The organism is Phreatobacter sp. (assembly GCF_030691135.1).
Lineage (GTDB): Bacteria > Pseudomonadota > Alphaproteobacteria > Rhizobiales > Phreatobacteraceae > Phreatobacter.
The window spans coordinates 23684-34382 of record NZ_JAUYFA010000019.1; the positions used below are offsets into that span (position 1 = coordinate 23684).

General features: G+C 68.2%; 12 protein-coding genes. 3 read left to right on the forward strand and 9 right to left on the reverse strand.

The genetic code is table 11. From position 1 onward, the window contains the following. Positions 1–72 precede the first annotated feature (72 nt). The 8 genes from Q8O26_RS03305 to Q8O26_RS03340 form a co-directional block, all read right to left on the reverse strand. The gene (locus Q8O26_RS03305) at positions 73–1761 is read right to left on the reverse strand and encodes a thiamine pyrophosphate-dependent enzyme (protein ID WP_305573447.1); all 1689 of its coding nucleotides are present in this window, start codon (positions 1759–1761) and stop codon (positions 73–75) included. Further along, a complete protein-coding gene (gene hemF / locus Q8O26_RS03310; protein ID WP_305573449.1) occupies positions 1758–2672 on the reverse strand; it encodes an oxygen-dependent coproporphyrinogen oxidase in 915 nt (304 codons plus the stop codon). Before hemF ends, Q8O26_RS03305 begins: the two co-directional genes overlap by 4 nt. A gap of 102 nt (positions 2673–2774) precedes the next feature. Next, complete coding sequence (locus Q8O26_RS03315) at positions 2775–3179, reverse strand: response regulator (RefSeq protein ID WP_305573451.1); 405 nt, start codon at positions 3177–3179, stop codon at positions 2775–2777. Beyond that, a complete protein-coding gene (locus tag Q8O26_RS03320) occupies positions 3145–5370 on the reverse strand; it encodes an ATP-binding protein (RefSeq protein ID WP_305573453.1) in 2226 nt (741 codons plus the stop codon). The genes Q8O26_RS03315 and Q8O26_RS03320 overlap by 35 nt, the downstream gene beginning before the upstream one ends. 79 nt (positions 5371–5449) lie before the next feature. Next, on the reverse strand, positions 5450–5824 hold the full coding sequence (locus Q8O26_RS03325) for a helix-turn-helix transcriptional regulator (protein ID WP_305573455.1): 375 nt from the start codon (positions 5822–5824) through the stop codon (positions 5450–5452). A gap of 248 nt (positions 5825–6072) precedes the next feature. Further along, the gene (locus Q8O26_RS03330; protein WP_305573457.1) at positions 6073–7137 is read right to left on the reverse strand and encodes an amino acid ABC transporter substrate-binding protein; all 1065 of its coding nucleotides are present in this window, start codon (positions 7135–7137) and stop codon (positions 6073–6075) included. Between the two features lie 42 nt (positions 7138–7179). Next, the gene (locus Q8O26_RS03335; RefSeq protein ID WP_305573459.1) at positions 7180–7815 is read right to left on the reverse strand and encodes a L,D-transpeptidase; all 636 of its coding nucleotides are present in this window, start codon (positions 7813–7815) and stop codon (positions 7180–7182) included. A gap of 32 nt (positions 7816–7847) precedes the next feature. After that, complete coding sequence (locus Q8O26_RS03340; RefSeq protein ID WP_305573461.1) at positions 7848–8312, reverse strand: hypothetical protein; 465 nt, start codon at positions 8310–8312, stop codon at positions 7848–7850. Between the two features lie 415 nt (positions 8313–8727). Between Q8O26_RS03340 and Q8O26_RS03345 the strand changes: the two genes are divergently transcribed. From Q8O26_RS03345 to Q8O26_RS03355, 3 genes are all read left to right on the forward strand, one after another. Beyond that, positions 8728–9180 carry a hypothetical protein gene (locus Q8O26_RS03345; RefSeq protein WP_305573463.1) on the forward strand — a complete coding sequence of 151 codons (453 nt, stop codon included), beginning with the start codon at positions 8728–8730 and terminating at the stop codon, positions 9178–9180. Between the two features lie 173 nt (positions 9181–9353). Further along, entirely contained in the window at positions 9354–9797 is a 444-nt protein-coding gene (locus tag Q8O26_RS03350; protein WP_305573464.1) for a response regulator, read from the forward strand. A 207-nt stretch (positions 9798–10004) separates the two neighbouring features. Further along, positions 10005–10355: a hypothetical protein gene (locus Q8O26_RS03355; RefSeq protein WP_305573466.1), complete on the forward strand. Its 351-nt coding sequence runs from the start codon at positions 10005–10007 to the stop codon at positions 10353–10355. A 140-nt stretch (positions 10356–10495) separates the two neighbouring features. Here the strand turns inward: Q8O26_RS03355 and Q8O26_RS03360 are convergent. Continuing rightward, positions 10496–10699 (reverse strand): hypothetical protein (locus Q8O26_RS03360; protein ID WP_305573468.1); only part of this gene is annotated, 204 nt, incomplete at its 5' end.

Consider the following 10699-nt stretch of genomic DNA (forward strand, 5'->3'; position numbering starts at 1 on the left):
GTAGGAATTTTAATTGATATCGTACTCTCCGGCGAGCCTCGAAGCCTGCACCTGGTCGGCGCAAGGCGCCGCTCAATAGGCCTTGACCGGATGGATGAAGGGCCAGGGCGAGGCCTCAGATCCGCGCTGCAGCCTGACTTCGATCAGCACCGGGCGCCCCGATGCGGACGCCGTCAGCAGCGCCCTGGCGAGAACGGGCCGCAGTTCGGCCGGCGACGCCACTCTGGCGGTGTCGATGCCGAAGGCCTTCGCCAGAGCCGGAAAATCCGGATTGACCAGATCGGCGCCGATCAGCCGGTTGCCGTAGCGGGTTTCCTGATCGCGGCGGACATTGCCATAGGCCTCGTTGTTGAAGAGCACCGTGACCAGGCCGATGCCGTATTGCGCCGCGGTGGCCAGCTCCTGCACGCCGAACATGAAGCCGCCGTCGCCGGTGATCGCCACCACGGGCTTGTCGGGATGGGCCACCTTGACGCCCAGCGCCGTCGGGAAGCCGTAGCCGAGCGTGCCCTGGAAGCCGGTCGAGACATAGGTCCGGGGCCGGTGGACGGGATAGCCGAAATAGCTGGCGAAGCCGACCTGACAGAGTTCCTCGACCAGCAGCCCGTCGGCGGGAACGACGTCGCGGATGACGTCGAGATAGTCGATCTCCGGCTGGACGACGCGGATCTCGGCGGCAGCCTCGGCCCGGGCCGCCGCGATGCGCTCCCGGTTGTCGACGGCGCGATGGCCGGCGAGGGCGTCGAGCAGCGCCAAGACGCCCTCGCCGCTGTCGGCGACGATGCCGGCATCGGCCTCGAGCCGCGCCATCTCGTCGGGGTCGATGTCGATGCGGATGAGCGAGCGGCCGCCGTCGAGGCGGGTCGTCACCTGCATCATGTTGGCCCAGCGCATGGTCGGCATTTCGAGCCGCGTGCCGATGCCGATGACGAGATCGCACTCACCGTAGAGCCGGAAGGCGGCATAGGAGGACAGGCCCCAGGGGCCGGCCTCGTCGACGACGCCGCGGCCGCCGCGGAAGGCCGCCACCGGCGCGCCGATGCGTTCGGCGAGGCGGGCGATGGCCGGGCCGGCATCCTGCGCCCCCGATCCGGTCATGATGATCGGACAGCGGGCGGCGCGGATGAGATTGGCGGCATGGGAAACCGCCAGCGGATCGGGCTTCGGCGGCATGTCGAGAACCGCCCCTGCTGCCGCCGGCACGTCCTCGGCGCCGGCCATGACGTCCCAGGCCATTTCGAGCGCCACCGGGCCGGGCCGGCCGGACTGCGCCTGGCGGAAGGCCTCGGCGACGAGGGCCGGCGCATCGGCGGGGCGCTCGATGCGGGCGGCCCATTTGACCAGCGACTTGAGGGTGCCGAGCTGGTCGGGGATCTCGTGCAGATGGCCGCGCCGCTTGCCGATGAAACCGGAAGGGATCTGCCCGGTGAGGCAGACCATCGGCGTGTTGCAGCCCCAGCCGGTGGCGAGCGCGGCGGTGGTGTTCAGGACCCCCGGCCCCGGCACGACCGAATAGACGCCGGGCCTGCCGGTCGAGCGGCCGTAGCCGAAGGCCATGTAACCGCAGGCCTGCTCGTGGCGGGCACCGACGGTGCGGATACGGTCGGTATTGCGGGCCAGCGCGTCGAAGAGCGGATACATCTGGGCGCCCGGCAGGCCGAAGACCGTGTCGACCCCGTTGGCGATCAGTCCGGCGACGATCGCCTCGCCGCCGGTCCTCGGCCCGGCGGCGGCCTTCCGCTGTGCGCCTGGATCATTCATGGCCATTTCACCACCGGCGGCAGGGACGACAGGATGCTCTCGACATTGCCGCCGGTCTTCAGGCCGAAGACGGTGCCGCGGTCGTGCAGCAGGTTGAACTCGACATAGCGGCCGCGGCGGACGAGCTGTTCTTCGCGGTCGGCCTCCGTCCAGGGCGTGGCGAAGTTCTGCCGCACCAGGGCCGGATAGATGTCGGCGAAGGCGCGGCCGACGTCCTGGGTGAAGGCGAAGTCGGCGTCGCGGTCGCCGCTGTCGAGATAGTCGTAGAAGATGCCGCCGATGCCGCGCGGCTCCTTGCGGTGCGGCAGGTAGAAATAGTCCTCGCACCAGGCCTTGTAGCGGGCGTAGTCGGCAACCCCGTGGCCGTCGCAGGCCCCCTGCATGGCGGCATGGAAGGCGAGCGTGTCGGGATCGGTCTGGGTGCGCCGGCGGTCGAGGACGGGCGTCAGGTCGGCGCCGCCGCCGAACCACATGCGGCTGGTGACGACGAGGCGGGTGTTCATATGCACGGCCGGCACGTTCGGGTTCACCGGATGGGCGATCAGTGAGATGCCGGTAGCGAAGAAGCGGGGATCCTCGGCGGCGCCGGGAATCTGGCCGCGGAACTCGGGGGCGAATTCGCCGTAGACGCTCGAACAGTGGACGCCGACCTTCTCGAAGACGCGGCCGGCCATCATGCTCATGACGCCGCCGCCGCCATCGGCGCCGGTATGGTCGGTCCGCGTCCAGGGCTTGCGCTTGAACCGCGCTGCCGGCGCCGTCGAGCCGGGCAGATCATCCTCCAGCGCCTCGAAACGTGTGCAGATGTCGTCGCGCAGGCTCTCGAACCAGGACCGGGCCCGGATCTTGCGGTCGGACAGGTCGGGTGGCATGGGCGAGGGATCGGGGCGGGGTGCGTTCTGTGTCTTCATGGCGATGCGATCTAGCGCCCTTGGATCGTCCCGTTCAAGCCTGTCGGACGGCGAGGGTGGGCGGCCCGGCGGGGCGACGACCATCGGCCTGTCCCACATGTCTCACAGCCGGGCGGTATCGTACCAGAACCGCTGGATGTTCTCGGCGAGCGCCCGGTAGCCGTCGGAGGAGCGCGGCTTGACGACATAGGCGTTGGCATGGTCGCGGTAGCAGCGCCGGATGTCGGCACTGCTTTCCGATGACGAGAAGATCAGGGTCGGCAGGCCGCGGGTGACCTCGTCGCTGCGGATCTGCAGGAGCACGTCGTGGCCGTCCATGCCGGGCATGTTGAGATCAAGCAGGACCAGATCGGGATTGAAGCGCGGTATCTCGGCGAGTGCTGCCTCGCCGCTGTCGGCATGCCTGATCTCCAGAGGGTCGGCCGCCCCGGCGAAGGCGTTGCGCAGGAAGAGGACCTCGTTCGGATCGTCGTCAACGATCAGGAGTTTCCGGCATGGATCGCGCATCGTCTCCTCCTTCTGGGCGGTTCTTGTTGTCCCGCTGTCGGGGCAGCGTGAGCTGGAAGCGTGCGCCTTTCGGCCAGTCCTTGTCGAGCCAGATTTCACCGCCGTGGCTTTCGACGATGCGGCGGCACAGGGCGAGGCCGAGGCCAAGGCCGGGATAGCGGCTCTCGTCGCGGTGCAGGCGTCGGAAAATCTCGAAGATCCGTTCGCTGTAGAGCGGGTCGATGCCGATGCCGTTGTCCTCGACGCTGATCTCCCACATCCGGCCGGCTGGACGGGCGCGGATCTTGACGACCAGCGGCTCCTCGCCGCGATACTTGACGGCATTGCCGACGAGGTTCTGGAACAGCCGCGCCAGCAGGTCGCTGTCGCCCTCGACCTGCGGCAGGTTGAAGACCTTGATGCTGGCGCCGGCGGCGGTGATGTCGGCATCGAGCAGGGCGACGGCCTCGCGGACCACGGCGCCGAGATCGACCTCCTCGCGCTTGACCAGGGCATAGGCGACCTGCGTATAGGCGATCAGGCTGCGGATGAGGCGCTGCATGCGCTCGACGCTGGCCATGATGTTGGACGCATAGCCGGCGGCCTCGGCATCAGCATCGCCGATCTTCGCCTTCAGCATGTCGGAGAACATGTTGATGTGGCGCAGCGGCGCCTGCAGGTCATGCGACACGATGGCGGAGAACTGGCGCAGCGCCTCATTGGTCTGCCGGAGCTTGGTCTCCTGGTCCTGCCGCTCGGTATCGTCGCGGACCACGACCATAATGTTCGGCTCGTCCGGACCGACGCCGTCGATGCGGCTGTAGGCGGCCTGGATCCAGACCCAGTGTCCCTCCTTGTGGCGCAGCCGGTGGATGCTGAAACCGAGGTCGCGGCCCTCGCCGAGGGCCCGGATGATCGCCTCGACCCGCGCCCAGTCGTCCGGATGGACGAGGGTGACGGGTCGCGCCTCCATCAGTTCGTCAGCGGTGTAGCCGAGAAGCCGGTGCGCCGAGGGCGAGGCGTAGAAGATGCGCCCCTCGACAGTGCGCAGCAGGATCATGTCGCGGGCGTTCTCGGCGAGCAGCCGATAGCGCTCCTCGCTGGCCCGCAACTCGAGCCCGCGCTGCTCGACGCGCTGCTCGAGTTCGCGGTTGGCACGGGCGAGGGCCGAGGCCTGGAGGTGGAGCCGGACGGAGGCCCGGCCGAAAGCCTCGCCGACCCTGTTGACCTCGGCGACGTCGGTGCGCGGCACCATTGTCAGCTGACCGCGCTCCATCGCGACGGCGGCATCCGTCATGGTGGCGTTGGCGCGCGCCAGGCGCCGGACGATGAGGGTCGCCATCACGGTCGCGACGCCGATCAGGGCGACCGCGACCAGCAGCATCCAGCCCAGCGACTGCCAGAGCGCCCGGTCGAGGGCCACGACGTCAACACCGAGCGACAGGAGCCAGCCGGAGGAGGGCAGACGGCTGTACAGGGCCGAAACCTCGACCCCGTCGGGGTTGACGCCGCGCCAGGTGCCGCCGCTCCCCGTCAGCATGTCGAAGGCCGGCAGGGGCCTGCCCATCAGTTCGGCATGCCGGGACGAGCGGGCGATGATCAGCCCCTCCCGATCGGCAAGGGTCGCATAGAAGGGCGCGGCGACCCCGAAATCGGCCATCATGCGGGTGAAGACCTCCGGGCTGAAGGTCGTGGACACGACGGAGACGACCTCCCCGCCACGGATGACGGGCAGGAAGATGGCCACCGCATAGGTTGCGGTGCCGCGGCTGACGAAGAGGTCGGAGAAGACCGGCCCCTTGCCCGTGATGGCGTCGCCGATCGGGGCGATGACTGACCAGCTCGGCAAGGGGCTCCCCGGCGGCGCGCTGGTATCGACAAGCAACTGCCCGTCCAGACGCCGCAGGCGGATGTCGATCCCCATGGCGGCGAATTCGCGCGCCTGGGAGTCGAAGCGGGCGACATCGCCGGCATCGATGGCAGGCGATGTCGCCAGAACGCGCAGGATGGCGAGGCGTGCGGACAAAAGGCGGTCGATCTCGGCCGCGACGTTCTCGCTGCGCTGCAGGGCACCGGCCTCGAGCTGGCGGCCTTCCGCCTGGGTGTAGCGCCAGGTGAGAAAGGCGGCGAGCAGAAGCAGGGGCACGGTCAGGGCCGCGGCGAAGGCGGCAAGGTAGATCGCCAGCGAGCGTTCCTTGACTGCGCCGTCCACGTCGCCCCGCCACGTCCGATTCGCACCGACCCGTGGCGATTATACCATTGCGGCAGCGGTTGCGGCGGCAGCCCCGGCGTCAGCCGCCACTCGACTCGGCGGTTCCGCAGAAGATGTCGTGGACGACGCTGATGACCCGTCGCACGTCGTCATTGGCGAGACTGTAGTAGATCGTCTTGCCGTCGCGGCGGGTCGAGACGAAACCCTCGAGGCGCAGGCGCGCGAGCTGCTGCGACACCGTCGGCTGCCGCAGGGAGAGGATCGTTTCCAGTTCGCCGACCGAGCGCTCCTTCTCCGACAGAAGGCAGAGCAGAACGAGGCGGTTCTCATGGGCGAGCGCCTTGAGGAACCTGCTGGCATCACGCGCCTTGTCGGCGAGACCGACGGTCGCGGCGGACAGGTCCTCGGCGGCCTGCCAGTCGACCGATGCCGCCTTTGCCATTCCCGCTGCCATCACCGCGTCTCCCGTTGGACCCGCCCCGAACCGCCGCCAAGGCAGGCTCGCGCACCGCGACCGGACGTCCGGCTCGAGGATCGGACAGAGCCTATATCATTTCTCGCGTGACCCGTCATAGCGCCGGCTTGCGCATGGCGGCGGCGAGACCGCCGGGACGGTGGCGACACTCCGTCGGGGACACGGCGGGTGGGCCGCCTGCGAGGATGTCCCTCTGCCCGACCCTGTGCCGGCGGGCGGCGCCCGGGCTAGCGCATGGGCGGCGCGTAGAGAATGCCGCCCATCGACCAGAGCTGATTCATGCCGCGCGGGATCGCAAGCCGCGAGGCGGCTCCGACGTTGCGCTCGTAGACCTCGGCATAGTTGCCCACGGCCCGCACGGCGCGAACGGCGAAAGCATTGTCGAGGCCGAGTTTGGTACCGAGATCGCCTTCTGCGCCAACGAAGCGGCGCACATCCGGTTTCGTCGATCGCAAAGCCTCGTCAAGCGTGGTGGTCGAGATACCGAGTTCCTCGGCGTTGACCAGCCCATGACCGACCCACTTCACGATGTTGAACCATGCGACGTCATCGGCGCGAACGACGGGGCCGAGCGGCTCCTTCGAGATGACGTCGGGCAGGATCACGGCCTCGCCCGGCCTGGCGAGTTTCAGCCGCTCGGCGAAAAGCGCCGACTGGTCGGTGGTCAGGACATCACAGCGGCCTTCATCGAGCGCCTTCAAGGCGTCGGCAGCGGTCCGCAGGGTGTGCAGCGTCAACCTCATGGAATTGGCGCGGAAATAGTCGACGACATTGAGAGCACTGGTGGTGCCCTCCTGGACACAGACCGGCACACCATCGAGCTCAAGCGCCGAGAGGATGGCCGGTCTGCGCAGGACCATGAAGCCCTGACCGTCATGAAAGGTGATGCCGGCAAAGAGCAGGCGGAGCCCGGCTTCACGCTCCAGCGTCCACGTGGAATTGCGCGAAAGCACGTCGATGCGGCCCGCCGACAGCGCCTCGAAACGCTCGGTGGCCGACAGCGGCACATAGGTGACCTTGCTCGCATCGCCGAGGATCGCCGCGGCGAGCGCCTTGCAGAAATCGACGTCGAAGCCCGTCCAGCCACCGTCCGCTCGACGATCGGAGAAACCGGCCAATCCCTGGCTGACGCCGCAATTGACGCTGCCGCGCTGCTTCACGGTATCGAGCGTGGCGGCGCCCCCCGGAAGCATCGTCGCGACAAGCAGGACCGCGGCTGCCGCCAAGACCGCGAGGCGGCCGGAAATGAAGCCGGACAGCGGGCCCGAAATCGGGCCGGATCGATAAGTCATGACGCGCTCCTTTCGGCGTCCACAGTCGAGCCCAAGCGGCAATCAGAGTGCGGCAGCATGACGGATCACCACCTTCGACCCCACGGGAACCCTCGAATAGAGGTCGATGACATCGCCGTTGGCCAAGCGGAAACAGCCAGACGAGACGGCGTGGCCGATCGTTTCCGGCTGGTTGGTGCCGTGGATCCGATAGACGGTGGATCCGAGATAGAGCGCGCGCGCTCCCATCGGATTGCCGGGGCCGCCGGCCATGAAGCGCGGCAGATAAGGCTGGCGCTGGATCATTTCCGGCGGCGGGGTCCAGTCGGGCCATTCCGCCTTGCGCGTGATGCGCACCAGCCCGGACCACGTGAACCCCTCGCGGCCGACGCCGATCCCGTAGCGCAGTGCCCGGTTGTTGCCGAGAACGACATAGAGAAAGCGCTCGGACGTGTGGACGACGAGTGTGCCCACCGGATCATGAGACCGGAAGAACACGAGCTGGCGGGCGAACGGCCCCTCGCGGATGACCGCCTCTTCGGTGGAGACGCGGCCGGGCTCGTCGCCGATCGTCAGGGTCTCGCGCATGGCGGCGGGCGATGCGGCCTGCGCCAGGGCAGCCGCCGGAATGACGGCAATAAGGGCCGCGAGGATAATGCCGCGGCTGGGAGTCGAACGTCGAAACAGGCGCGCGATCATGGCGGGGCTTTCAAGAATTTCGGGCGCGGGGATCAGCGGGCTGTGGTGGCGCCGCTGCCCGGGCAGCGGACATAGACGAAGGTGCCGTAGCGGGCGTGGATGTCGGGAGCGACGAACCGCATGATGATGAGGTTGTCCGTCAGGGACAGGATTTCGCGGTCCTGCGGATGGCCGGGCGGAGCGTCGAAGCCGAGATAGGTCTTGCCGTCGGCAGTCCCCTTGAGGGTCAACTCGTAGAGCTTGGCATCGTCCGCGACATGCATCATCACGCCGTCCGTCGGGCCTCTGGCGACCACATAGGGCAGACGACAATGCTGGCGCGCCATGGATTCCGTTCGAGACCTGTCGCGATCCTCGCGGTAACTCGCCACGCCCCAAGAGCCGACAAGGGCGGTGACCGGATAGGCTGCGGCGACACGGGAGGGCTGAGGCGGCGCCTGCATAGCCGGACCGGAGGGTGCCGAGGCACAGCCCGCCAGAACGAGCGCGGAGGCCATGGCCCACCAGCGTGAGGCACGGGTCGATCGACAAACAACGGACTGCAGCACTTCCCGACTCCGGCTTCAGCCTGACTGCGCTATTGAAGAATCTTCCTCATCGGTTGGCAATGGGCACAAGGCTGGGCGTGGCAAAGATCCGACGCCGGTCGCGGGTCGGCATGTGTCGCCGCAGCGATCTCGTCGCAGTCCGACGCCGATACTGCGCCGCACAACTTGCGGAGGCTGCCTGCCTTCCGTGTAACGTCACCGGTGCGCTCGTGTTTTCCGCCCGGCGGGGCCTTTTATCGCTCGCGTCTCTCTGCGTAATCTGACAGAGTTTGACTGCCCATGCGGGCAGGTGCTGGCGCACCTCAGGCGCGACCGTCGCGTCGGCCCTGACGGAGGTACGTCCGTCCAGGTAGTGGAGTTCAACATGACCATCTTCCGAGGCAGCCGCCTGGCTGCATCCTTCGCCGTGACGATGCTCGCGTCCGGCCTGACCTTCGGCATGCCGTCCTCGGCCGCGCGCGCCGCGTCGCTCATCGACGTCGCGCCTTTCTCGTCCCTCGACGCCACACACTCGCCGGTCGAAATGCAGCGTCGCGGCGACGGCTTCCGCCGCGGCGGCCCTGGCTTTCGTGGCCCCCGCCCAGGCTTCGCTGGACGTCCCGGCGTCGGTGGACGTCCCGGCTTCCGTGGCGGACGTGGCGGCGGCAATGTCGGCGCGGCGATCGGCCTCGGCGCTGCGGCCCTGATCATCGGCGGCGCTGCCGCTGCAGCGGCCTCTCAGCGCGAGAGCTACCGGGAGCGGGAGTGCTGGATCGAGCGTCGCTGGGTCGACACCCCCTACGGCCCGGAGCGTCGCCGCGTGCGCATCTGCGAATAAGCCGTCTTTCGTGAATTCATGAGCCGGCCTCGTTCCTTCGGGAGCGAGGCCGGCTTTTTGCTGCCCGTGGGCGAAGGGGGCACGTCGGAAGGGGCCGTATTCGGGTACCGACATTTCGCCTCCGTTTCATAGTAGCCTCGCTGAAAGTTCCCCCGATGCAGCCGGAGCCTGGCATGCGGCAGTTGACCCGCCTCATGATCATTGACGACGAACTTCACGACATCGGGTTCATGCTGCAGTTCTTCGAGGAACGGATTCCCGATTGCGCCTTCGAGACGTTCAGTTCCGCCGAGGAGGCCCTGTCGCGTCTGCATTTCGCCGAGGCGCGGGGTGACAATCCGCACCTGCCGGAAGATCCCGACATCATCATCCTCGACCTGAAGCTCGGCGCCATGGACGGGTTCGACTTCCTGAAATCGCTGCGCCGCGACGAACACATGCGCCATATCCCGGTGATCGTCATTTCGGGCACGGATTCGCCCCGGGCCGTCGACCGTGCCTACGAGTTCGGCGCCAACGCCATGTTCAGGAAGCCGGCCTCGCTGGACGGCTATCGTGGGATGATCTGGGCGATCGTCGACTACTGGCAGCGAACGGCCCGTCACGCCGCAGCCTGAGGGACGCAGGGCTGCGGCTGGACCGATCCGACGTCCCTCGACGCGGCTGCTGCTGCGGGTTCCAGCGCCGTGCCGCCCATGGGCGGCGCCGGGCTGGCGGTGCCGGCAAGGTGCGGCGGCGTCCGTCGGCAGCCGCCGTCTTGATGTCGGAGCCGGTCCTGAGGCAAAGCCCTTGCGACCACGCGTCGGAGCCCTTCGGAGATTCGCATGACCCGCGCCGCCCTTCTCACCCTCGCCCTCCTCGTCGCGCCGGGCGCTGCGGCCGCCCGTGACGTCGGCTGCCGGATCGAACAGACCGGACGGGTCGTGCTCGACCGGACCTGCGATTTTGCCCCCAACGGCCGTGACGGGTCCTTCACCCTGTCGCCGCGCGGCGGCGGTCAGGGCGCGCTTTTCGGGTCGATCCTGATGGTATCGATCTCGGTCATCGAGCCTGGCCTGGCGGAAGTGCGGGGATTGACCCGCGACGGCATCAATTCGCGCTGGGGCGCGGCTCGCCGTTCGGTCCGCGACGGGGCATGCTGGGAGGGAAGCGACTTCCGGGTCTGTGCCCGCTGAAGAGCGTCACTCTGCCGGGACTGAACGCCCCGCCGGGGGAACCTGGGCCAACCAGAACGCACGATCTGGACAAGGGCAGAATGATCCTTGCCTGCCGACCAGCCGCCTTCGAAGGTCTCAGGTTCCCTGGAGCGTGCCGTTCACGCCACCGCCAGCCACTGCGTGCCGAGCGCGCCTGAGACCGTGCCGAAGCCGCCGAAGACGCCGTTGTTCATGTCGGCGAAGTAGGTGGTGCCATCGGCGAGGTTCTGGACGATGACGTCGCGCCAGCCGTCATTGTCGACATCGGCCGAGCCGCGGACGTCCCAGCCGGCGAGGCCATTGGCGATGACGTTGAAGCCGGC

Coding starts and splice junctions, on each gene's coding strand:
- Q8O26_RS03330 (WP_305573457.1), bottom strand. CDS start 7,137: ATGACTTATCGATCCGGCCCGATTTCGGGCCCGCTGTCCGGCTTCATT.
- Q8O26_RS03305 (WP_305573447.1), bottom strand. CDS start 1,761: ATGAATGATCCAGGCGCACAGCGGAAGGCCGCCGCCGGGCCGAGGACC.
- Q8O26_RS03325 (WP_305573455.1), bottom strand. CDS start 5,824: ATGGCAGCGGGAATGGCAAAGGCGGCATCGGTCGACTGGCAGGCCGCC.
- Q8O26_RS03335 (WP_305573459.1), bottom strand. CDS start 7,815: ATGATCGCGCGCCTGTTTCGACGTTCGACTCCCAGCCGCGGCATTATC.
- Q8O26_RS03340 (WP_305573461.1), bottom strand. CDS start 8,312: ATGGCCTCCGCGCTCGTTCTGGCGGGCTGTGCCTCGGCACCCTCCGGT.
- Q8O26_RS03345 (WP_305573463.1), top strand. CDS start 8,728: ATGACCATCTTCCGAGGCAGCCGCCTGGCTGCATCCTTCGCCGTGACG.
- Q8O26_RS03350 (WP_305573464.1), top strand. CDS start 9,354: ATGCGGCAGTTGACCCGCCTCATGATCATTGACGACGAACTTCACGAC.
- Q8O26_RS03315 (WP_305573451.1), bottom strand. CDS start 3,179: ATGCGCGATCCATGCCGGAAACTCCTGATCGTTGACGACGATCCGAAC.
- Q8O26_RS03355 (WP_305573466.1), top strand. CDS start 10,005: ATGACCCGCGCCGCCCTTCTCACCCTCGCCCTCCTCGTCGCGCCGGGC.
- hemF (WP_305573449.1), bottom strand. CDS start 2,672: ATGAAGACACAGAACGCACCCCGCCCCGATCCCTCGCCCATGCCACCC.